Origin of the sequence: Corynebacterium sp. Marseille-P4611 (assembly GCF_916618765.1) — a bacterium.
Classification (GTDB): Bacteria; Actinomycetota; Actinomycetes; order Mycobacteriales; family Mycobacteriaceae; genus Corynebacterium; species Corynebacterium marquesiae.
Genome location: NZ_CAKAKD010000001.1, coordinates 1,138,867 through 1,161,805, shown reverse-complemented (window position 1 = coordinate 1,161,805; position 22,939 = coordinate 1,138,867). Strand labels below are relative to the sequence as shown.

Sequence of the window (22,939 nt, the reverse complement as noted above, 5' to 3'; positions counted from 1 at the left end):
GGGATTCGGGGCTTATTTGATCGAAATGCGAAAAAGGAAGACGCACTGCGAAAGGAAAGCGCGCCCAGCGAGGCTCGCTTTAGAGGATCTCGCCCGGGGTATAGGCCGCGGCCTTGGGGTGCTCACCTACCAGGGCGTTGATGCGGTTGAGCACCTGGCTGACCTGGGACTCGGCGGCGCCGATGAAGGCGTGCTTATCGGCCAGGGCGGCCTCGAGGTCGGACTCGTCCATGGGCAGGCGATCATCGGCGGCGAGGCGTTGTACTAGGTCCTGCTCGCCGCCGTTTTCGCGCATATTGAGCGCGACGGCCACGGCGTTTTCCTTGATGACCTCGTGGGCGGTCTCGCGGCCCACGCCGGCGCGCACGGCCGCCATGAGGATGCGGGTGGTGGCCAGGAAGGGCAGGTAGCGCTCCAGTTCGCGGTCGATCATGGCGGGGAAGGCGCCGAACTCGTCGAGGACGGTAAGGAAGGTTTCGAATTGGCCGTCGAGGGCAAAGAAGGCGTCGGGAAGCGCGACGCGGCGGACGACGGAGCAGAAGACATCGCCCTCGTTCCACTGCTGTCCAGCGAGGTCCGCAGCCATGGTGAGGTAGCCGCGGAGGATGACCTGCAGGCCGCCGACGCGCTCGCAGGAGCGGGCGTTCATCTTATGCGGCATGGCAGAGGAGCCGACCTGGCCCTCCTTGAAGCCCTCGGTGACGGTCTCGTTGCCGGCCATCAAGCGGATGGTGGTGGCCAGCGAAGACGGGGCGGCGCCGAGCTCCACTAGGGCGGAGATGGCGTCGAAGTCGAGGGAGCGCGGATAGACCTGACCCACGGAATTGAAGATGCGGTGGAAGCCCAGGTAATCCGCGATCGCGGTCTCTAGGGAGGCGAGCTTGTCCTCGGAGCCGCCCATGAGATCGAGCATGTCTTGGGAGGTGCCCATCGGGCCCTTGATGCCGCGCAGTGGGTAGCGTGCCAAGAGTTCTTCAACGCGCTCGATGGCCAGTAGCATCTCATCGCCGGCCGTAGCGAAGCGCTTGCCCAGCGTGGTGGCCTGCGCGGCCACGTTGTGGGAGCGGCCCGCCATGACCAAGGACTGGTACTCGGCGGCGTGCCGTCCGATGCGGGAGACCACGGCGATGGCCTTATCGCGGATGATCTCCAGCGAGGTGTGGATCTGCAGCTGCTCCACGTTCTCGGTGAGATCGCGGCTGGTCATGCCCTTGTGAATGTGCTCGTAGCCGGCCAGCGCATTGAATTCTTCAATGCGGGCCTTCACATCGTGGCGGGTGACGCGCTCGCGCTTCGCGATGGACTCGAGGTTCACGTCCTCTACCACGGCCTCGTAGGCTTCGATGGCCTTGGCGGGGATGTCTACGCCCAGATCCTTCTGAGCGCGCATGACCGCGATCCAGAGCTTGCGCTCCAAGATGATTTTATGCTCCGGGCTCCAGATATTGGACAATTCCGCGGAGGCATAGCGGGAGGACAGGACGTTGGAAATCTTCTTCTTTTCAGCCACGTGGCTATTATTCCATGCCTGCCCCGCCGCGGGGTGAAAGGTTAGAGAGAAATCTCACCGTCTTCTGCTCGCTTGCCGATGTCCCGGCGCACAAAGCCACCCGCAAACTCGATGCCGTCGACGGTGGCGTAGGCGTTTGCGCGGGCGTCGGCAAGCGTGGCACCCTTACCCAGCACGCTGAGCACGCGGCCGCCCGCGGTGCGGTAGGCGCCATCGGTATGCACGGTGCCGGCATGGAGGACACGCTGCGGATCGTCCAAGGCAGCGCCAGAGATGGCATCGCCCTTGCGCGGGGAAGCCGGGTAGCCCTCGGCCGCCATGACGATGATGACGGCGAAGCCATCCTCCCACTCCAGCGGCGGGAGCTCGGAGAGGGTGCCGGTGGCCGTGGCGTGGAGGACCTCAGCCAGCGGGGACTTGAGCAGGGAGAGCACGGCCTGGGTCTCCGGATCGCCGAAACGGCAGTTGAACTCGACTACGGCCGGGCCTTCTTCGCCCCAGGCCAGGCCGGCGTAAAGCAGACCGGAATAAGGGGTGCCGCGGCGCGCCATCTCCTTGGCCACAGGGGCGCAGACCTCGTCCACGATGCGCTGTACGCCGTCCTCCGGCAGCCACGGCAGCGGGGTGTAGGCGCCCATGCCGCCGGTATTGGGGCCCTCGTCGTTGTCATAGGCGCGCTTGTGATCCTGGGCCGGCAGCAGCGGGACGACGGTCTCACCATCGACTAAGCAAAAGAGCGAGACTTCGGGGCCGTCGAGGAAGGATTCCAGCAGCACCGGGTTGCCGGCCGCGAGGACGGCTTCGACGTGGGCGCGGGCGGCGGCGCGGTCCGGGGTGACCACCACGCCCTTGCCGCCGGCCAGGCCGTCGTCTTTGACCACGAACTGCGGGCCGAAGCGGTCGAGCGCGGCCTCAATGTCGTCCTCGCCTGCACCAGGGCGCAGCTGCTCCGCGCGGGCGGTCTTGACGCCGGCGGACTCCATGACGTCCTTGGCAAAGGCCTTGGATCCCTCGATCTGGGCTGCGTCTTTGCTGGGGCCGAAGACAGCGATGCCGGCCGCGCGCAGGGCATCGGCCACGCCGGCGACGAGGGGAACCTCAGGGCCGATGACAACGAGGTCCGCGGCGATGCTCTGGGCGAGCTCCACCATGCGATCAGCGTCATCTACCTGGGAGTAATCCGGGTGGACGGTAGCGAGGGCGGACATGGCCGCGCTGCCCGGCGCGGCGTGGATTTCGGTGCTCTTGGGGTCGGCGGACAGGCCCTTGACAAGGGCGTGTTCACGGCCGCCCGAACCAATTACGAGAATGCGCATGCCCACCATCATAACCAGCGGGTAGCCTGGCACACATGGCTTCTGTATTTACAAAGATCATTAATGGTGAACTACCCGCTCGCTTTGTCTACCGCGATGAGACCTGCGTGGCTTTCCTCTCCATCGAGCCGCTGCGCTACGGCCACACCTTGGTCGTGCCCATCGAGGAAGTAGATAAGTGGACCGACCTGGATCCCCAGACCTGGGCCCACCTCAACGAGGTCGCCCTGGAAATCGGCGGCGCTATCAAGACCGCGTTTGATACCCCGCGCACCGGCTACATCATCGCTGGATTCGATGTCCCGCATACCCATATTCACCTCTTCCCCACCGAGAAGATGGAAGAGTATGACTTTGCCAAGGCCTTCGACGCCGATAACACAGACGATGCCGCGATGGATGAGGCGGCCGCCCGCATCCGCCAGCACCTCGGCTGCAACGAGGACGGCGTTCGGGAGGGCTAGGGCTCAGAGGGGGCGTCGGCAAGCGCGGGCAGGCGCACCGTAAAGGTAGTGCCGCGGCCGAGCTCGGAGTCGACGCTAATGCTGCCATCGTGCTGCTCCACTAGGGAGTGGACGATGGCCAAGCCCAGGCCGGAGCCGCCGGTATCGCGGGTGCGCGAGGTATCGGCGCGGTAAAAGCGCTCGAAGATATGCGCCGCGTCGTCTTGGGACATGCCCTTGCCATCGTCAATAACATCGACCAGCACATCATTGGCCTCGCGGCGCAGGCGCAGCGTCACCGTGGCATCCTCTCCGCCGTGGCGGATACCGTTGGTCACCAGGTTGAGCAGCACCTGATGCAGGCGGCTGGCATCGCCATTGACCACCGGGATGGACTTGGCATCATTGGCCACCTTAATCTCACGGCCGGGGAAGGCCGCACGCGCGGAAGAGCCCACGGACAAGGCCAGCTCCAGCAGGTCTACGGGGTGCATGTCTAAGCGCGTACCCTCGGCGCGGGTAAGGGCCAACAGGTCCTCCACCAGCAGGGACATGCGCTTGGACTCATCATCGATCTTAGAAAAGACCAGATCCACGTCCTTGGTGGCGCCCGAGCGATAGAGCTCGGTATAGCCGCGCAGGCTGGTCAGCGGCGTGCGCAGCTCATGCGAGGCATCGCCGACGAAGCGACGCATCTGTTCCTCTTTCTCCTGCGCACGCACAACGGAGCGCTGCAGCTGCCCCAGCATGATATTGAGTGCGGCGGCCAACTGGCCCACTTCGGTGTGCAACGGCCACTTGGGGACTCGCTTGTCTAGGTCACCTGCCGCGATTTCCGACGCCGTCTTTTCCACCACCCGCAGCGGCCGCAACGCCCTGCGGATAAACCAGAAACCCACGGCCGCAATGGCGGCCAAGGCGATGGCGGCAATGGTCACTTGGACCATGGCTAGGCCGTGCAGGATTTCCTTCTCGTGGGTCATATCCTTGGCAATGACCGTGATGACGCCATTGGAATCCGCGAAGGCGAGCGCGCGCCACTTGGTGTTGTTCTCGATGGAACCCACGGTGGTGGGATAGCCGCCGAGCGGGATATTCTCCGCATTCGGGGTAGTCGACGAGGGGCCCGAGTAGCGGATGGTGCCATTGGGCAGGTAGTTCAGCACCACGTATTCGGTGGGCGGGCGCTTGGTGTGATCGCCGATGAAAAAGTCATTGCTGATATCGCGCGCCCATGTGGTCGACGCGGATCGCAGCTCATCATCGACGTTATTGAAGAGCACGTTGCGCATGATGGAATTCACCGCAAAGGACGAGCCTGTAATGCCGAGCCCGGAGACCACAACGAGGAGGATGACCAACCACGTACGCAGCGGCATTGCCTGCGGAATCTGGGAAAACATCCGCCGCTTGGAGGACTTTTTCTCCCCTTCGCCTTGGCCCAGGCCTTCATGCCACATGGACTGCGGGCGCGCCGTCGCCGTCGCAGGTGCCTGGCCCTGGGTCTCCTGTGAATCTTCCATTACTTAAGCACTTTAGGAGCGCGGGGTGCGCAGTACATAACCCACGCCGCGCACGGTGTGGATCAGCTGCGTCTCGCCGGTATCGATTTTGCGGCGCAGGTAAGAGATATAGGACTCGACCACGTTGCCATCGCCGCCGAAATCGTAGTGCCACACGTTGTCCAAAATCTTGGACTTAGACAGCACCACTTCCTTGTTTTGCATCAGGTAGCGCAGGAGGTTGAACTCGGTGGGAGAAAGCTCGATGAGCTCACCGGCCTTGGTGACCTCATGGGTGTCATCATTGAGCGTTAGATCCGCGTAGCTCATGGTGGCATCGTTGGTGGATTCTTCCGCCGCTCCACCGCGGCGCATGATGACGCGCAGACGGGTGATAACTTCTTCCAGGCTAAATGGCTTGGTCACGTAATCATCCGCGCCGATGGTCAGTCCGTGGATGCGCTGGTCCACACCGTCCTTAGCGGTGAGGTAGAGCACCGGGCCGTCCAGGCCTTCTTGACGCAGCTTGCCCAGCAGCTCGAAGCCATCCATACCCGGCATCATGACGTCCAGGATGTAGGCATCTGGGTTTACTTCGCGGGCAATGCGCAGCGCCTCGTTACCGGAATTGGCGCTGTACACCTCGAAGTTCTGGAACTTCAGCGATACGGTAAGCAGCTCCACAATATTGGGTTCGTCATCGACGACAAGCACCTTGGCGAGTTTAGTGTCTTCCATGTTCTCCTCAGACTCCCTTAAAGGTTGCGATTTTCTAACACGTCATCATGGCACGCTTGCTTCCCAGCCTACTGAAGAGTTTCTGCCTGAATCCTGTGAACGTGGATTAGCGCCCTGGTCGAGGCAAAAGAAAACCACGCCCCTCCCCAGGTGAGGAAGGGCGTGGCAGCTAGCGCAGCGCGCTATTTAGAAGTCCTGCGGGCGCGGGATATTGCGCAGGTTGGACTTTGCCATGGTGATCATCTGGCCAACGCCACCGTCCAGAACGGTGCGGGTGGCAGCCTTGGAGAAGCCCATGAGCTGCTCGATGGTCAGCGTCGGTGGCAGGGAGAGGGCGTTGGGGTCAGTAACGACGTCGATAAGAGCCGGGCCGTTATAAGCCAGCGCCTTCTTGATCTGCTCCGGTGCGTCCTTCGGTTCCTCGATGCGGAAGTGCTTAATGCCGGAAGCCTCTGCAATCTTGGCAAAGTTGACGGACTCGTGGTCGGTCTCGTGCTCCGGCAGACCCTGCACCAGCATCTCCAGCTTGACCATGCCCAGGGAAGAGTTGTTGAACACGAACATCTTGATAGGCAGGTTGTGCAGCTTCACGGTGAGCAGCTCACCCATCAGCATGGACAGTCCGCCGTCACCGGAGAAGGTGATGACCTGGCGGCCCGGGTTAGCGGCCTGTGCACCCAGTGCCTGTGGCAGAGCGTTGGCCATGGTGCCGTGGCGGAAGGAGCCGATCTGCTCGCGCTTGCCGTTGGCGGTGATGTAGCGAGCGCCCCACACGTTGCACATGCCGGTATCGACGGTGAAGATGGCATCCTCATCGGCGTTCTTGTCAATGAGATCCGCAATGTACTCCGGGTGGATCGGGGTGTGCTTATCCACATTGGAGGTATAAGCCTCAACGACGTTCTCCAGCTTGTCGTAATGCTTCTTGAGCATCTTGTCTAGGAAGGAGCGATCCTTCTTCTCATCCACGTGCGGCAAGATGTTCTCGATGGTGGCGGCTACGTCACCGGTGACCGGGTAGGAAATCTTGGTACGGCGGCCGATATGGGCGCCATTGATGTCCACCTGTGCCACGTTGGCATCCGGCAGGAAGTCGTTGTACGGGAAGTCGGTACCCAGCAGGATAAGCAGGTCAGCCTCGTGGGTGGCCTCGTGTGCCGCACCGTAGCCCAGCAAGCCGTTCATGCCCACGTCAAACGGGTTCTCGTACTGGATGTACATCTTGCCACCCAGGGCGTGGCCGATGGGAGCCTTGATCTTCTCCGCCAGCTTGAGCACCTGCTCGCGGGCGTCCTTGACGCCGACGCCAACGAAGAGGGTGACGGACTTAGCCTCGTTGATGGCCTGGGTCAGGGCAGCGGCCTCGGCCGGATCCGGGAAGACGACTGGGCGGCCAGCAGAGATCTTGGACTCGACGAAGGAGTCATCCTCAGCGTCCTGCATGGAAACGTCACCCGGGATAACCAGGACGGAAACGCCATTGCCGGCCATGGTGGACTGGATGGCGTGGTGCAGGACAACGCCGCCCTGCTCAGCGGAGTTGACCATCTCGCAGTAGCCAGAGCACTCCTGGAAGATTGCCTCTGGGTGGGTCTCCTGGAAGAACTTGGAGCCGATCTGGCGGGATGGGATGTGGGAAGCCAGTGCCAGCACCTTGGCGCCGTTGCGGTGGGCATCGTACAGGCCCTGGATCAGGTGGGTATTGCCCGGGCCGCAGGATGCGGCACATACGGCCAGCTTGCCGGTGGTCAGGGAATCTGCCTCAGCAGCGAAGGCTGCTGCTTCCTCGTTGCGGACGTGAATCCACTCGATGGAGGAGCGACGAACGGCATCCACGATCGGGTTCAGGGAGTCACCGACGAGGCCATAAATGCGCTCGACACCCTGCTTTTCCAGGGTGTCAACTAGCTGTTCTGCATAATTACGTGCCATTAAAAATCATCCTTAACTCTTAATTGGTGTTAATACCACTGTGCTACTTAGACCGCAGGAAAGTCCACTCATCTCCTATACACTCACACACTGCGCCCAGCTGTGAGGAAGGCAATACTAACCTATCTTCGGATGCAAACTGTAACGACCGTTCGGTACTGTTTACTGCACTATGAGTATCCACCCGCCCCGCGCACAAGACCACACCGCTGCGGCCTCCACGGCCGCCCAGCGGTGGTCTTTCTGCGCCGTCATCTCTCTGGGGTTACTCATGGTTGGGCTGGATAATTCCATCCTCTACACCGCATTGCCGCAGCTGTCACAGCAATTGCACACGACCGATACCCAGCAGCTCTGGATTATCAACGCCTACGCGTTGGTGCTCTCCGGCCTCCTTCTTGGCGCCGGCACACTGGGCGATCGCACCGGCCACCGGCGGATGTTCCTCATCGGCTTGGCCGTCTTCGGCGGCGCTTCCCTGCTCGCCGCTTATTCCCCCAGCGCTTGGACGCTGGTTTTAGGCCGCGCCTTCTTAGGCTGCGGTGCCTCCATCATGATGCCGTCGAGCCTGGCGCTCATCCGTCTGACCTTTCCCGATGAGGTGGAGCGCAACACGGCCATTGGCATCTGGGGTTCTGTCGCCGTCATCGGCGCGGCGGCTGGCCCTACCGTGGGCGGCTTCTTTTTGGAGCATTTCTGGTGGGGCTCGGTCTTTTTGCTCAATGTCCCGGTTGTGGTCGTGACCATTGTGCTGACCTTGTTCCTTGCCCCACCAAACGCTCCGAACCCCCTAAAACACTGGGACTTCCCTTCGTCCCTGTACTCCCTTATCACTCTCGCCAGCCTAGTGCTGTCCATTAAATCTCTGGCACACAACTGGCCGGTGAGCGCCGCCGCAGGCATCGTCTTCATCTGCGGCGCGCTCGCCTTTGGCCGCCGCCAGGCTCGCTTGTCAGATCCCCTGCTGACCTTCGATATCTTTGGCTCCCGCATCTTTAGCGGCGGGGCCCTAACTGCCGGCGGCGCCATGTTCGGCCTCGCCGGCCTGGAACTGCTGAGTACTCAAAAGCTGCAGCTTGTCGACACCCTCTCACCCCTCCACGCCGGCCTCATCATCTCCGCCATGGCGCTCTCTGCCATCCCTACCTCCATCCTGGGTGGCGCCATCTTGCATCGCGTGGGGTTCCTCCCACTCATTAGCGGCGGATTCTTGCTCATGGCCGCCGGCATGGCCCTGGTGGTGGTGAGCCGGGGTGAGACGCTTCCCCTACTCGTCTCCGCCCTAGTGCTCACCGGCCTAGGCGCGGGCCTGGCCATGTCCGTGTCCTCCACCGCCATCATCAATGCCGCGCCCCTTCATCGCACGGGCATGGCCTCGGGTGTAGAAGCGGTCTCCTATGAGTTCGGCACCCTGATCTCCATTGCACTAACCGGCACCCTTGTGCCGCTGCTCATGGCCCGCGAATTGTCGCCCCACCTCGCGGAACAGGGTACCGACGCGCTGCACCACCCTGCTTCCCACGCGGCCGCCGCTAGCGCCTACAATGCCGGATATCTTTCCACCATCGGCGGCCTAGCTTGCTTCGCCTTGCTCCTAGCCGCGATAACCGCCTGGTGTTTCCGCGATAACCCCAAATCAGGAGTTCCCTATGCCGCGACTCAACAAAAAGACCACAGCCCTTGAAGCTGCGCTCGATATCATCGCCGCCGAGGACGTCTCTGGCCTTACCTACGACTCCCTGGCGCAAGCGACCGGCATGTCCAAGTCTGGTCTCATTTATCACTTCCCTACCCGCCACGACTTGCTCGTAGACTGCCATCGGTTTTGCGCCGCACGCTGGGAAACAGAACTCGAGCGCCTGGCCGGCGGCCACCCGGCAAGCGAGCTCAGCTGGGCCGAGCGCTCCCGAGCGCTCGTATTGTCGATGGGCAAGAACGACCCGCTCATCCAACTTTTGATGTGCGTACATTCCCAGACCCATCCGGATTTTTCCGCCCAGTGGGCCGAGGTGGATGCACGCTGGATGGTCGATCCTTCCGCCGCCGAGACGGACGAGGATGATCTGCTGGTCATGCTCCTGAGTACCGGCCTGTGGGTGCACGATCACCTCAACCAGCGCAAGCTCTCCCCCGCCAATCGCCAGCGCATGGTCGACCGGCTTTTTCGGCTTATCGACGCCCCCTCAAAAACCACCGAAGGCTAGGCCCACACCGGGGCCCAGCCTCCTTTTGAGCTGGAGACGAGACTTGAACTCGCAACCTACGCATTACAAGTGCGTTGCGCTACCAATTGCGCCACTCCAGCACCGCGGGAGAAATCCCGCTCGTTGCATAGTACCCGAGCACCAGCGCCGAGGGGAAAGCGGTCCCCCATCTATGCATTGACAGGGTGCAGGGACTAAAGTTCAGGCAGAAACTTTCCCACATTCCCAGCGCTTTTTTGAGGGTTATTTCCGTGTCATTTTTGTCCGCTATGCGGGAGCGCTTGCGCGCTTCCTCGGGCCAGGTAGCCATCATCGACGCGGCTAAAGCCGCACCGCCGCCATCACCACTCGCCCCGGTCGATCTGACCGACGCTGCTCAAGTTACCGGCGTTATGGAGATCGCCGCTCGCATTGGTGAAATCCTGATCGGAGCCGGCACCGCCAACTCGGATGCGCGCGCCCAGGTGCACCTGGCAGCGTCGTCGTATGGTTTGCACTACTGCCACGTGGACATCTTGATGAATACCATCACCATCCACACCACCATCGGCACCGGTGAGCAGCGCAAGAACCTGCACGTCTTCCGCGTGGTGCCGAGCATTGGCGTGGATTTTTCCAAGCTCGCGGCCGTCGATAAGCTCATTCGCTCCATCCATTCCGGCCAGATGCCGCCGGCCATGGCGGAGCAGCGCCTCGACGAGATCGACCGCATGCCAGCGCCCTATAAGCCGTCCACGGTCATGCTCGGCTGGGGCGCGATGGGTGGCCTGATTTCCATGATGCTTGGTGGCGACCTGCTCGTCGGCGTGGTGGCGTTTGTAGTCTCCGCGTTCATCATGGGCCTGAACGCCTGGTTGGCTAATTACCGCCTGCCGCCCTTTTATCAGAATGTGGTCGGCGGCTTTTTCGCCGTCTTCCCGGCCGCCATTTTGTACAATGCCGCGGCCTCTTTCGGCATTAATTTCTCGCCCGCGCAGATCATTGCCTCCGGCATCATCGTGCTGGTGGCGGGGCTGACGTTGGTGCAATCGCTTGTCGACGGCATCACGCGCGCCCCCGTCACCTCCTCCGCCCGCTTCTTTGAGGCGCTGCTATCTACCGGCGCCATCATCGCCGGCGTCGGTGTGGGCATCCAGCTGGCCGATTCCCTGGGCTTTAACCTGCCGCCGCTAGCCACGCTGGCCCCGCCGGTCTACCACGAAATTCCACTGCTAGTGCTGCTTGGGGGCACGGGTTCTGCTGCCTTTGCACTGGCCTGCGGCGCGGCCTGGATTGAGGTCACCATGTCTGGCCTTACGGCCGCGGCCGGCATGATTTTCTATTACTTCGTGGTGGTGCCCTTCGACGTCGGCCCAGTGATTGCCTCTGGTCTTTCCGCGGTGGTCGTTGGCCTGGCCGGCGGTTTGATGTCGCGCCGCTGGGGAATTCCGCCGCTTATCACCATGATCGTGGGCTATACGCCGATGCTGCCCGGCCTCATGCTCTACCGCGGCATGTACGCCTCGCTCAATGAGCAGATGATTACCGGCTTTACCAATATGGCGATGGCGCTAGCCATCTCCGGCGCCCTGGCCGCCGGCGTAGTACTGGGCGAGCGCGTGGCTCGCCGCCTGCGCCGCCCGCAGTACTTCCGCCCGTACACCACCTTCAAGCGCATCGGCCGCTTCTCCTTCCATAAGGCCACGCACTTGGCCCGCAAGGCCCCGCGCATCCCGCGCGTGCCGATGTCCCCGTTTGCCCCGCGCGTCAATCGCCCGGAGTTACCACCCAAGCTCGGGCCGAAGCCGCCGCAGCAGCACCCGCGCCACGAGGCCCAAAACCATGCGCCGCATACCCGCTCGGCCGCGGACCTGTGGCCGGAGGATTCCCAGTGGCCGGCACAGCCGCAGCAGCGCGAGAAGACCACCTATACCGTGCCGGGCACCGAAACGTTTCGTGCCCAGAAGCCGGAGCAGCCGGGCACCGAATCCGGACCCGAGCGGCCCTAAACGCCGCCGGTAGCGTACAATATTTGCTCTGATAGCTTTTCTTGCAAGCGCTTAAGTAGTTTCCACAACGTTCAGGAGGACACGTCGTGCCACCCAAGGTCCAAGACACCCACCCACAGGCTGACCAGAATCACGCCCTTGAGGAGGAGACCTCCCGCGCAGCCCGCCGCATCGTGGCCACCTATGCGCAGGACTTCCTCGACGGCGTGACCCTGATGTCCATGCTGGGCGTGGAGCCAAAGGGCCTGGTGCACAAGAAGGTGCTGGCGGAGCAGGCCGATGCCGCTCCGAAGAAGTCGACCAAGAAATCCAGCAAAAAGTCCACGAAGAAGTCGACTAAGAAGTCCACCAAGAAATCGACGAAGAAGTCGACCAAGAAGGCTACAAAGAAGGCCACCAAAAAGGCAACGAAGAAGGCCTCCAAGAAGGCAACGAAAAAGTCCACTAAGAAGTCTTAAGTTATTTTTGCACCATGAGTGAGCGTGGCAATGACTTCGTGGTGGTGGCCAACCGCCTGCCGGTAGATCTGGAGACCCGACCTGATGGCAGCCATACCTGGACGCCCTCGCCGGGCGGTCTGGTCACCGCATTGTCTCCAGTCCTCGAATCACACCAGGGTTGCTGGGTGGGCTGGCCCGGTGTAGCCGATGCCGCACCAGAGCCCTTCCGCACCGATGCCGGCGTGCTGCTGCACCCGGTCAAGCTCACCGAGTCCGATTTCGAGGGCTTTTATGAGGGCTTTTCTAATGCCACCCTGTGGCCGCTCTACCACGATCTCATCGTCACCCCCACCTATGACCGCGATTGGTGGCACGCCTATCGCGAGGTCAACCTGCGTTTTGCAGATGAAGTAGCTGAAGTCGCCGCCGAGGGCGCCACCGTGTGGGTACAGGACTACCAGCTGCAGCTTTTGCCTGGCATCCTGCGCCAGAAGCGCCCGGATCTCACCATCGGATTCTTCCTGCACATCCCCTTCCCTTCTGCCGATCTCTTCCGCCAGCTGCCCTGGCGCGAGGAGCTCGTGCGCGGGCTACTTGGCGCGGATCTCATTGGCTTCCACTTGGAGGCCAATGCCCGCAACTTCTTGGAGCTTGCCCGCCGCCAGGGCCTCGACGTGGAAGGCGAGGCCAGCACCCGCGAGGTCACCGCGCATATTTGCCTGCCGCAGGGGCGCACCATCGGCGTGGGTGCCTTCCCTATTTCTATCGCCGCAAAGGACTTTGCCGCGTTCACTGGGGAGGAGAAGGGGGACGTCGCCAAGCTGCGCGAAGAGCTGGGCTCACCCAAGCGCATCATCTTGGGCGTGGATCGCCTCGATTACACCAAAGGCATCCTGCAGCGTCTGACCGCCTTTGAGGAGTTACTTGACACCGGCGTGCTCGACCCGGAAGAGGTAGCGCTGGTGCAGCTAGCCACGCCGTCGCGCGAGCGCCTCGACCATTACAAGGCCACCCGCTCCAAGGTGGAAGAAGCCGTTGGCCGCATCAACGGGCGCTTTGCCCGTGTAGGCCACCCGGTGGTGCACTACCAGCACCGGGGCGTGGCCAAGAGTCTCCTGCGCTGCTACTACCGCATGGCCGATGTCATGCTGGTGACCCCCTTCAAGGACGGTATGAACCTGGTGGCCAAGGAATACGTGGCCTGCCACGACGATGGCTCGGGCGCGCTGGTGCTCTCCGAGTTCGCCGGCGCGGCCGATGAGCTCAGCCAGGCCTACCTGTGTAATCCCTTCGATATCGAGTCCGTCAAGGCCGCCTTGCTCAATGCGCTCAAGGCGCTTGACGACGCCCCCTCCACCATGACCCAGCGCATGCTCACCATGCACCGGCAAGTCACCGAGCACGACGTGCAGCTATGGTCCCAGTCCTTCCTGGGCTGCCTGCGCCAAGCCGAAGAACTGGGGGCGGGCGCATGATGTCTCGCTTTCCCCGCTTGGCCGCAGCGCCCATTGCCGCAACCTGTGCCGCCGCACTACTGGCCGGCTGTGGCTCCAGCGACGAGGAACCGAAAGCCCCTGGCGATGAGCAGATCCTGGACAAACAGTGGCAGGTAGTCTCCATCAACACCACCCCGGATGCCGCCTCCACCATCCCGGAGTCCATTCCGCAGGCACCCACGTTGAGTTTTGGTGAATCCACGATGGTGGGCACCACCGGGTGTGCCCAAATGGTGGGCAAGGTGATCTATTCCGCCGATGATGAGCGCCAAAACATCCGCGAGGGCAATCGCCTCCACTTTGATGAGGTGGAGTTTGACGAGACCGCCGAAGATTGCCACGGCGCCTCCGTGTGGGCCGATAACCTGCTACGCAACCTGATTTCCGCGGACCACGATTTCCACTACACCGTCAATTCCAATAACCAACTGGTCTTGGAACTGGTCACCGATGAAGTGGACTCACCGTCTATCAAGTTGGTTTCCCTCGGCGGTTAGTTGCGTAGGCTATAAGCCATGACGCTTTCAACTGCCATCAAGGCCCTTGCCGCCGCCGAGCACCTCGCGGTGGTCTCGGACTTCGACGGCACGCTCTCCCCCTTCGCCACGGCTATCTATGAGGTCGAAATGAACCAGGAATCACTGAGCGCCCTGGATAAACTGGCCCACCTGCCGAATACCACCGCGGCCGTTCTCTCCGGCCGCCATCTCGAAGGTCTCCAGCGCGTGTGCCCGCTGCGCGAGCCCGTTCTCTTTGGCGGCTCCCACGGTGCCGAATCCTCCTGGGAGGAGACAGATCTGACCCCCGCGATGCGCGAGCACCTCGCCACCAAGGAAGCCGAGATTCGCGAGATCATGGAGCGCTTCCCCGGCGCGGATATCGAGGTCAAGCCCTTCCAGCGCGTGTTGCACCTGCGCGCGCTCGAGGATTCCGATCCAGAGGCTGCCGCCCAGGCTTATGAGGCCGGCCTCGCGCTCGATCCGGGCGGCTTCCCGCGCACGGCCGGCAAGTCCGTGGTGGAGTTCTCCGCCACCCAGGCCACCAAGGGCACGTGGATTGAGAACTTGCGCGAGCGCACCGGAGCCACCGCCGTGGTCTTCTTGGGCGATGACGTCACCGATGAGGACGGTTTCCGCGCCCTGCACCAGCCGCCAGACGTTGGCGTCAAGGTCGGCGAGGGCGAGACCGCGGCCGTAGTGCAGCTTGCCGACGTCGACGCCGTCGCCCACTTCCTCACCGAACTCGCCGCCGCCCGCGCGGCCCATGCCGGCCGCCCCGACGCCGGCGGCGCAGCCTAGCACAGCGCTGTGGAGTACAGCCTTCCTAGCGTGGCGTCGCCACCGTCCGCCCGGCCGCGAAGCTGGTCTGCAGCACGCGCCGTAGCACCGCAGTTTCGCTCGCGTCCGAACGCTCGGCGCCGGCGATGAGCTTAGCGAGCATGTGGCCGGCGGCCGCGCCCTTGGCCTTATTGGGTTGGACGATCGTCGTCAAGCCAAGGCGCTGCGCCGCATCAATGCCGTCGAAGCCGGTAACGGATAACTCACCGGGGACGTCGATGCCCCGCTCGCGCGCATAGGTCATCACGCCCAGCGCCATCGAGTCGGTGGTGCACAGGACGGCGGTGAGGTCGGGGTGGGCGTCGAGAAGCAACTGCGCGGCCGCCCGCGTGGTGTGCGCATCGTTGATGTGTTGAGTAACCACGGGCACGGTCTCGGGCGCGATGCCCGCCTGCGCAAAGACGTCCATGGCACCCATGACCCGGGCGCGCTGCACGTGCATATCGGCGCCCTGCAGCTCACCCCACGAAATGGGGCCATCGTGGCGCTCGCGTTTGAGACGAATCGCCAGCACTCCAATCTTGCGGTGGCCGGCCTCCACCAGCGCGCGGGCGGCCGGGGCAATCGCCGCGCGATCATCGATGCCCACGAACGGCAGGCCCGAATCCGTCGGCTGATCGCAGACCACCACCGGCAGCCCGCGGCCGCGCGCCGCCTCGAGGTAGGCATCCTCGGCCGCCACGGAGTAGACCACAAAGCCATCCACCGCAGCCGAGCCCACCAGGCTGGCCGCCTCCGCCTCGCCCTCAGGACCGGCCGGGATGAGGGTGAGCGTAGTCTGCGCGCCGGCCGAGGCTTCTGCCATGCCAGCCAGGAAATCCACCGAGGCCATGTCCTCGAAGGCATAGGACAGGTGCTCGGTCAGCAGCACGCCCACCGAGCCCGCGCGGCGAGTGCGCAGGCTGCGGGCCGTAGGGTCCGGCCCAGGATACCCCCGCGCCTTCGCCGCCGCCAGGATGCGCTCGCGCGTTGCGGCCGAAAGCTGGTCCGGCCGACTATAAGCATTGGATACCGTCGTGCGCGAAACACCCAGTTCGGCGGCCAGCGAGGCTAGCGTCTTGCGGGTGGGGCTGCGTTTCACCATGGCCGCAAGCATACCCCGCGGCCGTGTTTTCAATACATATTCAATTGACAATGGTTCCCATCAAACGCACACTGGAAGCTATGCATACCTCACTTCGCGCATCCGCAGCCCTCCTCGCGGCCGGTGGCCTCCTGCTGACCGCCACCGCCTGCTCCTCCGACACCGAGGACTCGGCCGCCGAGCCGGGCGCCCAGAAGAAGATTTCCATCGTCGCGTCCACCTCCATCTGGGCCGACGTCGCCCAAGCCGTGGCCGATACCGCCTCCGGCGTGGACATCGAGGTCAAGCCCATCGTCGAGGGCAACGGCGTCGACCCGCACCACTTCGAGCCTTCCGCGGCCGATATCGCCAAGGCCGAGGACGCGGACCTGCTCGTGGTCAACGGTGGCGGCTACGATTCCTGGATTTACCAGGCCGTCTCCGACCAGGACAACATCATCTCCGCCCTGCCGCTTACCGATCACGGCAAGCTGGCCGATGACCCCAATGTCATGACCATCGACGCCGCCAAGGCCACCGCCAAGAAGGACCCGGAGAAGGTCACCAACATCGAGGGCAACGAGCACATTTGGTACGACCCGGCCGCGCTCGACGAGGTCGCAGGAAATATCGCTGACCAGATCAACGAACTCAATACCGATGCCAATGCCAGCACCGAGCGCGTGGACTCCCACGTCGACCGCCTGCGCGACAAGCTCAAGGAACTGCCGGGCGACCTCTCCTACGCGCAGACCGAGCCGATTGCGGACTACATCATGAAGTACACCTCCGGCAAGGATGTCACCCCAGAGGGCTACCGCAAGGCCACCATTTCTGAGGGCGAGCCCACCGCGGCCGACCTCGCCGCCTTCACCAAGGCCATCAAGGAAGACAAGGTCGACCTACTTATCTTTAACCCACAGACCGAAACCGATACCGCCGGCCGCATCAAGTCCGCCGCGGAGGATGCGGACGTCTCTATCGTCGAAATCGGCGAGACCCCACCGGATGGCAAAGAATTCTGGACCTACTATGACGAGGTCACCGATTCCCTGGGGAAGCTCTAGTGCTCATCCAGTTTCATGACGCAGCGGTTGCCCCGCTGTGGTCCAGCCTTAACCTCGCCGTTGACCGCGGCGAGTTTATCGCCGTTTTGGGCCCCAATGGCGTGGGCAAATCCACCCTGCTCGGCACCATCTTGGGCACCCGCAAGCTCACGGGCGGCAGCGTCGACGTTAGCTGCCGCGTGGGCTTCATCCCACAGCAGCGCATGTTCCCGGCCGACCTGCCTCTGCGCGCCCGCGACTTAGTCTCGCTCTCCCTGGCACACGGCGCTTTCCGACGCCGCCGCCCGCCCCGCCGCCGCGTCGACGAGCTCCTCGCCGAGGTGGGCGCCACTGGCCTGCGCGACCGCCGCGTAGGACAGCTATCCGGCGGCCAGCAGCAGCTCATCCGCCAGGCCCAAGCGCTGGCCAATGATCCGGAGCTCATTCTCGCCGATGAGCCGCTGCTCTCGCTCGACCCGGCGCGCCAGCAAGACACCGTGGATAAATTAGATGCGCTGCGCCGCGAGCGTGGCACTTCCATCATGTTTGTCACCCATGGCATCAACCCCGTACTCGGTGTGACCGATAAGGTGCTCTACCTCGCCCCTGGCGGCCATACCTTCGGCACCGTGGATGAGGTCATGCGCTCCGATGTCCTTTCCGAGCTCTACGGTTCCAAGGTCAACGTCTTAAACGTCGATGGGAGGCTTATCGTTGTCTAGCTTTGTAGAAGACACCCAGTACCTGCTCAGCGTGGACTTTGTGCAGTCCTCGCTCATCGCCTCCGCGCTGCTGGGCATCCTGTCCGGCGTGATGACCTCGCTCATCGTGCTGCGCCAGATGTCCTTTTCCGTCCACGCCACCTCCGAGCTTGCGCTCATGGGTGCCTCGGCTGCGCTGCTCTTCGGCCTCAACCTGGGCTTCGGCGCGGTGGCCGGCGCCATCGTCGCCGCCATCATCCTCGCCGTGCTGGGCTTTAAGGGCCAACAAGATAGCGCCATCGGCGTGGTCATGAGCTTTGGCCTCGGCCTCTCGGTGCTGTTTTTACACCTCTACCCCGGCAATGCAAATACCGCGATGACGTTGCTGACCGGCCAGATCGTCGGTGTGTCTTCGGCCTCGGTATGGCTCTTGGCCGCAACCACCGTGGTCATACTCGCCGCCGTCGCCATCCTATGGCGGCCCATGCTCTTCGCCTCGGCCGACCCGGTCATGGCCCAGGCCGCAGGCGTACCCACCCGCTTCATTTCCGTCACCTTCGCCGTACTCGTAGGTTTGGCGGCCGCACAGTCGGTACAAATCGTCGGCTCGCTGCTCGTCATGGCGCTGCTCATTACCCCGGGTGCGGCGGCCGTGCAGATTACCTCCTCGCCCCTGCGCGCGGTCATGTGGGCCACCATCTTTGCTGAGGTCTCGGCCGTCGGCGGTTTTGTCTTGTCGCTCGCGCCCGGCCTGCCGGTCTCGGTTTTCGTCACCACGATTTCTTTTGTCATTTACCTGGTGTGCCGCCTCATTGGCTGGCAGCGCAATAAAAGGGCAGTGCGGGACGAGGTCGCCGCTAGGCGCTTCCACGCCGACTGCCACAGCACCGCCGAGGAGCACCACGCCGACTAGACTGGACGGCTATGCACGTACACCGCCGCACCGCGGATGTGGATGGCCGCACCCGCCGTTTCCTCGTCATCGCGCCGGATAACCCCGGCCCGCGCCCGGACCTCTTGCTCTTCTTCCACGGCTCGCTGCAGTCCGGTAGCGTGATGCGCCGCTTTACTAACGGCACCTTCGACAAGCTTGCCGACGCCACCAATACCGTCCTCGTCTACCCCGACGGCGTCGACCGCCATTTCAACGATTGCCGCAGCATCCTGCCCGTCACCGCCCGCGCGGAGAACGTGGACGACGTTGCCTTCGCCGCCTTCCTCGTCGCGGAGATGCGGCGCGAATTCGGCACCGTCCGTACCTTTGCCTGCGGCTACTCCAACGGCGGGCAGATGGTGCTCCGCTTGCTTTTCGACGCCCCCTTTAGCCTCACCCGCGCTTGCATCTTCGCCTCCACCCTAGGCGAAGGCGATAACCACGCGCCCAGCAGCCCGGCCGGCTGCCGGCCCACGCCGCTGCTGTTTTTCCACGGCACCGCCGACCCGTACGCGCCATACGAAGGCGGGGTCGCCGGGGTGGACGCCGAGCGCACCCGCGGCCGCGTGCTTTCCGCGCCGGCCACCGCCGAGCACTTCGCACTGGCCAATGCCTGCCAGCCACCCCGCGACTACCACCCCACCGCGGATGTCACCGCCACCGCATACGACGGCGATTTCCCCGTCGAACTGTGGACCATGGAGGGCCTGGGCCACGTGATTCCCTCTAGCATGAAAACCGACCCACGCATAGGCCCAAATACGGATTCCTTCCGCGCTGTGGATAAGGTCCGCGAGTTCTTCGGCCTCGATGACGCCCAGGCCTAGTTATCCACACCCGCACCCAGCGCACCGCGCGCCGGCTTGCACCCGCACTTAACGTGTGGAGCCGTGAACGCGCTACAGAAATTCTTGACAGGCCTGGCCGCCGGCATGGACATTATCGCCGACTGCCACGGCCTTACTAAGCGCGCGCTTATCGACGCCGGCTGCCCCGACACCACCGCCGCCCGCCTCCTTACCCTCGCCGATACCTACTTCGGCCCCACTGCCTTTAGCCGGCTCCAACGCGAATCCATCGCAGCGGCCCGCGCCAACGGGCACAGCCTCACCGCGTTGCTAGCCATCGAGCGCCACGCCTCCAAGCTGAAAAATAAGCGCCAGGCCTGGGCGCTGCGGCGGGAGCTATGTGGGATGAAGGGGGATGCATCGGACGTCGATAAGCAGGGGCGCACACGCGTGCGCGAGATTAAAGGCCCGCCGCAGCGCAAGCCCGGTGTCAAACTCTACCGCCGCGCCGATGGCCCCTGGACCATGACAATTACCGGCAAGTCTGCGGACATCGCGGATATGCACGCCGCGCTTGATAAGGACGCCCCGCTCGATTCGGTGCGCAAGATTTTCCAAGGCACCGCCGCAACTTCCCCGGCGGTCGTGACCACCAATGTGGTGCTGCGTCTAGACGAACTCGACCGTGTCGTCGACACCGCGGGCGATGACATCACCCTGCAGCTCACCAATGGTGCCCGAATGACCGGCGCGGACTTGGTGCGCCGCGCATTTACCGCGCACGGCTACGTCACCTTGATCCACCCCGTGAAGGGCCCGGTAAACCTGTACCGCAGCGAGCGGCTCGCCTCGCCGAAGCAGCGCACGATGGCCGTCGCAGAAAACCCCACCTGCCCGTGGCCGCAGTGCAACTACCCCGCCGATGAGTGCCAGGTCCACCACCTCACCGCGTGGCGCCACGGCGGCGAAACGAACCCTGAAAATCTCACCATCGCCTGCCCGTATCACAACGGCGTCAACGACGATGACCCCAACGCCCCGCCGTTACGCGGCCGCCTGGCCAGGGTGAATGGAACCATTAAGTGGCTGCCGCCCTGGGCGGAAAACGGCTAGAGATTACTGGGCCGCGCGGCGTTGGCGTGCGAATTCGGAGAGCACGGAGCCGGCCGCGACGGAAGCATTAAGGGACTCGACCCAGTCCGTCATCGGGATGGACATGATGACGTCACAATTCTCGCGCACGAGGCGGGAGATGCCCTTGCCTTCGGAGCCGATGACGATCACCACGGGATCCGTCGCGCCGTTATAAGTATCCAGCGTGTGCTCGCCGCCGGCATCCAGTCCGACGACCTGGTAGCCACTCTTTTGGAATTGCTGCACGGTGCGGGTGATATTCGTCGCGCGGGCAACCGGCAGGCGCGCCGCTGTACCGGCCGAGGTACGCCACGCCACGGCGGTTACGGAGGCGGAGCGGCGCTCAGGAATGATGACGCCATCGCCACCGAAAGCCGCCACGGAGCGGATGACCGCGCCGAGGTTGCGCGGGTCGGTGATGTTATCCAAGATGACGAACATGCCTGGGCGCGCGTTCTCGGCCGCACGGGCGATGAGCTCATCGACGTCGGCGTACTTATACGGCGGAATCTGCAACCCGATGCCTTGGTGCATGCCGTTTCCGGTCATGCGGTCCATCTCGTGGCGCTGCACCTCGATGATGGGGATATTGCGGGTATTGCACATGGCCACGGCCTCGGACAGCCGCTTGTCGTTGCGGGTACCGGCCACGATGTAGAGCGTGGTAGCCGGCACCTTTGCGTGCAAACACTCGATGACCGGGTTGCGGCCCACGACCATCTCGGCGGTCTCCTTCTGGTGGCGGCCGGAATTGCGGCGCTCGCGTTCCAACTTGGCCTTGTGCTTGGCGTGGTAGATGCGGTCCTCTGCCTTGGGCGTCGGGCCCTTACCGGCCAAGCCCTTGCGGCGCTGGCCGCCGGAGCCCTTGGTTGCGCCCTTCTTATTGGTCTTGCGGATTCCTGCGCCACCGCGGCCGTGGGTACGTGCCATAATTTATGTCCTTTCGGAGTGCTTAACGCTGCGCCAGCGACCAGGTCGGGCCGTCTGGGGTATCGGTGATGGTGATGCCGGCGGCCGCGAGGCGGTCTCGGACGGCGTCGGCAGTAGCGAAGTCCTTGTCCGCGCGCGCCTGGGTGCGCCGCTCCAGCTCAGCTTGTACCAGCGCATCCAGCGCGGCATCCGCCCCGCTAGCTTGCGCTCCATCTTCCCACTCCAGCGGGTCAAAACCAAGTACGTGCGCCATCGCGCGGACCTGGCCAGCCAGCGTGCGCGCCTCGGCCTCATCGCCGGCCGCGAGCGCCTTATTACCGGCTCGGACGGTGGTGTGGATTTCCGCCAAAGCCTTGGGCACACCGATGTCATCATTCATCGCGTCTGCAAAGCCCTGCGTCCACTCGCCCAGCTCTAGGTCATCGAAGTGGGCGAGGAAGTCCTCGATGCGGCGGTAGCCAGCGGCGGCCTCGGTCAGCGCGGCCTCGGAATACTCCAGCACGGAGCGGTAGTGTGCCGAGCCCAGGTAGTAGCGCAGCTCCACCGGGCGCACCAGCTCCAACATATTCGGAATCGAGAGCACGTTGCCCAACGACTTCGACATCTTCTCGCCCGACATCGTCACCCAGTGGTTGTGCATCCAGTAGTTGGCGAACTTATCGCCGGCCGCATGCGACTGCGCGATTTCGTTCTCGTGGTGCGGGAACTGCAGGTCTAGGCCGCCGCAGTGGATATCGAAATTAGAGCCCAAGTAATAGGTGGACATGGCCGAGCACTCTAGGTGCCAGCCAGGGCGGCCGTCGCCCCACGGGGTAGGCCAGCTGGGCTCGCCCGGCTTCGCGGCCTTCCACAGGGCAAAGTCCTGTGCGCCGCGTTTGGCGGAATCCTCGCCTTCGCCCTGCTCCATTTCCTCTACCTTGTTGCCGGACAGTGAACCGTAATCAGATCCTTCGGCCTTGGTCCAGGCGGCGACATCGAAGTAGACGGAGCCGTCGGCGGGGTAGGCAAAGCCGGCGTCGATAAGCCGCTGCATATAGTCGACCATCTGGGTGACAAAGCCGGTCGCACGCGGCTCAACCGAAGGCGGGATGACGCCCAGGGTGTTATAGGCCTTAGTGAACTCGCGCTCATAGGTGGATACCCACTCCCACCAGGGTCGATTATTCTCGGCCGCCTTGGTGAGGATCTTGTCATCGATATCAGTGACGTTGCGCACCAGGGCTACGTCATAGCCTTGGGCGAGCAGCCAGCGGCGCAGGATGTCGAAGGCGACGCCGGAGCGCAGGTGCCCGATGTGCGGCTGGGCCTGCGGGGTGGCGCCGCACAGATAGATGGAGGCGTAGCCGGGGCGAATCGGCTCGAAATCGCGTTGGCTGCGGGTGGCTGTGTCATAAATGCGCAAAGTACTCACGCCACCCAGTCTAATTGACGCGTGCA

General features: G+C 63.4%; 21 protein-coding genes and 1 tRNA gene. 13 read left to right on the top strand and 9 right to left on the bottom strand.

Annotated elements, in window-relative coordinates; translation table 11 throughout:
• Positions 1-79: 79 nt before the first annotated feature.
• Positions 80-1,510, bottom strand: coding sequence for an adenylosuccinate lyase (gene purB, locus LG376_RS05620; RefSeq protein WP_198492039.1), 1,431 nt, complete (start codon positions 1,508-1,510; stop codon positions 80-82).
• Between the two features lie 41 nt (positions 1,511-1,551).
• Positions 1,552-2,826: a phosphoribosylamine--glycine ligase gene (gene purD, locus LG376_RS05615; protein ID WP_225746442.1), complete on the bottom strand. Its 1,275-nt coding sequence runs from the start codon at positions 2,824-2,826 to the stop codon at positions 1,552-1,554.
• Positions 2,827-2,861: 35 nt separating this feature from the next.
• On the opposite strand from purD, the gene LG376_RS05610 reads away from it, so the two are divergent.
• Positions 2,862-3,290 (top strand): HIT family protein, encoded by a 429-nt coding sequence (locus LG376_RS05610; RefSeq protein ID WP_225746441.1) that lies wholly within the window; start codon positions 2,862-2,864, stop codon positions 3,288-3,290.
• On the opposite strand, the gene LG376_RS05605 is transcribed toward LG376_RS05610, so the two are convergent.
• From LG376_RS05605 to LG376_RS05595, 3 genes are all read right to left on the bottom strand, one after another.
• On the bottom strand, positions 3,287-4,792 hold the full coding sequence (locus tag LG376_RS05605) for a cell wall metabolism sensor histidine kinase WalK (RefSeq protein ID WP_225746440.1): 1,506 nt from the start codon (positions 4,790-4,792) through the stop codon (positions 3,287-3,289). The two genes, LG376_RS05610 and LG376_RS05605, sit on opposite strands and share 4 nt — an antisense overlap.
• A 12-nt stretch (positions 4,793-4,804) precedes the next feature.
• Positions 4,805-5,509, bottom strand: coding sequence for a response regulator transcription factor (locus LG376_RS05600; protein ID WP_005325775.1), 705 nt, complete (start codon positions 5,507-5,509; stop codon positions 4,805-4,807).
• Between the two features lie 186 nt (positions 5,510-5,695).
• Positions 5,696-7,441, bottom strand: a complete 1,746-nt coding sequence (locus tag LG376_RS05595; RefSeq protein WP_225746439.1) for a pyruvate dehydrogenase — start codon at positions 7,439-7,441, stop codon at positions 5,696-5,698.
• Between the two features lie 172 nt (positions 7,442-7,613).
• On the opposite strand from LG376_RS05595, the gene LG376_RS05590 reads away from it, so the two are divergent.
• A complete protein-coding gene (locus LG376_RS05590) occupies positions 7,614-9,125 on the top strand; it encodes an MFS transporter (RefSeq protein ID WP_225746438.1) in 1,512 nt (503 codons plus the stop codon).
• Positions 9,091-9,645 (top strand): TetR/AcrR family transcriptional regulator, encoded by a 555-nt coding sequence (locus LG376_RS05585; protein WP_225746437.1) that lies wholly within the window; start codon positions 9,091-9,093, stop codon positions 9,643-9,645. Before LG376_RS05590 ends, LG376_RS05585 begins: the two co-directional genes overlap by 35 nt.
• A gap of 28 nt (positions 9,646-9,673) precedes the next feature.
• Here LG376_RS05585 and LG376_RS05580 read toward each other — a convergent pair.
• Positions 9,674-9,746 (bottom strand) — tRNA-Thr (locus LG376_RS05580).
• Positions 9,747-9,896: 150 nt separating this feature from the next.
• Between LG376_RS05580 and LG376_RS05575 the strand changes: the two genes are divergently transcribed.
• The 5 genes from LG376_RS05575 to otsB all read left to right on the top strand — a co-directional run bounded on the left by LG376_RS05575 (position 9,897) and on the right by otsB (position 14,867).
• The gene (locus LG376_RS05575) at positions 9,897-11,633 is read left to right on the top strand and encodes a threonine/serine exporter ThrE family protein (RefSeq protein ID WP_225746436.1); all 1,737 of its coding nucleotides are present in this window, start codon (positions 9,897-9,899) and stop codon (positions 11,631-11,633) included.
• A gap of 86 nt (positions 11,634-11,719) precedes the next feature.
• Positions 11,720-12,091 carry a hypothetical protein gene (locus LG376_RS05570; RefSeq protein WP_005325749.1) on the top strand — a complete coding sequence of 124 codons (372 nt, stop codon included), beginning with the start codon at positions 11,720-11,722 and terminating at the stop codon, positions 12,089-12,091.
• A gap of 14 nt (positions 12,092-12,105) precedes the next feature.
• Positions 12,106-13,548 carry a trehalose-6-phosphate synthase gene (locus LG376_RS05565; RefSeq protein ID WP_225746435.1) on the top strand — a complete coding sequence of 481 codons (1,443 nt, stop codon included), beginning with the start codon at positions 12,106-12,108 and terminating at the stop codon, positions 13,546-13,548.
• Entirely contained in the window at positions 13,545-14,066 is a 522-nt protein-coding gene (locus LG376_RS05560) for a hypothetical protein (protein ID WP_198492049.1), read from the top strand. Before LG376_RS05565 ends, LG376_RS05560 begins: the two co-directional genes overlap by 4 nt.
• 18 nt (positions 14,067-14,084) lie before the next feature.
• Entirely contained in the window at positions 14,085-14,867 is a 783-nt protein-coding gene (otsB, locus tag LG376_RS05555) for a trehalose-phosphatase (protein WP_225746434.1), read from the top strand.
• A gap of 25 nt (positions 14,868-14,892) precedes the next feature.
• Here the strand turns inward: otsB and LG376_RS05550 are convergent, their stop codons facing one another.
• On the bottom strand, positions 14,893-15,990 hold the full coding sequence (locus LG376_RS05550) for a LacI family DNA-binding transcriptional regulator (protein ID WP_225746433.1): 1,098 nt from the start codon (positions 15,988-15,990) through the stop codon (positions 14,893-14,895).
• Positions 15,991-16,070: 80 nt separating this feature from the next.
• Between LG376_RS05550 and LG376_RS05545 the strand changes: the two genes are divergently transcribed.
• From LG376_RS05545 to LG376_RS05525, 5 genes are all read left to right on the top strand, one after another.
• Complete coding sequence (locus LG376_RS05545; protein WP_225746432.1) at positions 16,071-17,036, top strand: metal ABC transporter solute-binding protein, Zn/Mn family; 966 nt, start codon at positions 16,071-16,073, stop codon at positions 17,034-17,036.
• Positions 17,036-17,737 (top strand): metal ABC transporter ATP-binding protein, encoded by a 702-nt coding sequence (locus LG376_RS05540; protein ID WP_225746431.1) that lies wholly within the window; start codon positions 17,036-17,038, stop codon positions 17,735-17,737. Before LG376_RS05545 ends, LG376_RS05540 begins: the two co-directional genes overlap by 1 nt.
• Complete coding sequence (locus LG376_RS05535; protein ID WP_225746430.1) at positions 17,715-18,629, top strand: metal ABC transporter permease; 915 nt, start codon at positions 17,715-17,717, stop codon at positions 18,627-18,629. The genes LG376_RS05540 and LG376_RS05535 overlap by 23 nt, the downstream gene beginning before the upstream one ends.
• Before the next feature lie 11 nt (positions 18,630-18,640).
• Positions 18,641-19,477, top strand: coding sequence for a PHB depolymerase family esterase (locus tag LG376_RS05530; RefSeq protein ID WP_225746429.1), 837 nt, complete (start codon positions 18,641-18,643; stop codon positions 19,475-19,477).
• A gap of 63 nt (positions 19,478-19,540) precedes the next feature.
• Positions 19,541-20,551 carry an HNH endonuclease signature motif containing protein gene (locus LG376_RS05525; protein ID WP_225746428.1) on the top strand — a complete coding sequence of 337 codons (1,011 nt, stop codon included), beginning with the start codon at positions 19,541-19,543 and terminating at the stop codon, positions 20,549-20,551.
• A gap of 3 nt (positions 20,552-20,554) precedes the next feature.
• Here the strand turns inward: LG376_RS05525 and rlmB are convergent, their stop codons facing one another.
• Together rlmB and cysS are read right to left on the bottom strand one after the other, a co-directional pair.
• On the bottom strand, positions 20,555-21,502 hold the full coding sequence (gene rlmB / locus LG376_RS05520) for a 23S rRNA (guanosine(2251)-2'-O)-methyltransferase RlmB (RefSeq protein ID WP_049377351.1): 948 nt from the start codon (positions 21,500-21,502) through the stop codon (positions 20,555-20,557).
• A gap of 22 nt (positions 21,503-21,524) precedes the next feature.
• On the bottom strand, positions 21,525-22,913 hold the full coding sequence (cysS, locus tag LG376_RS05515) for a cysteine--tRNA ligase (RefSeq protein WP_225746427.1): 1,389 nt from the start codon (positions 22,911-22,913) through the stop codon (positions 21,525-21,527).
• Between the last annotated feature and the right edge of the window lie 26 nt (positions 22,914-22,939).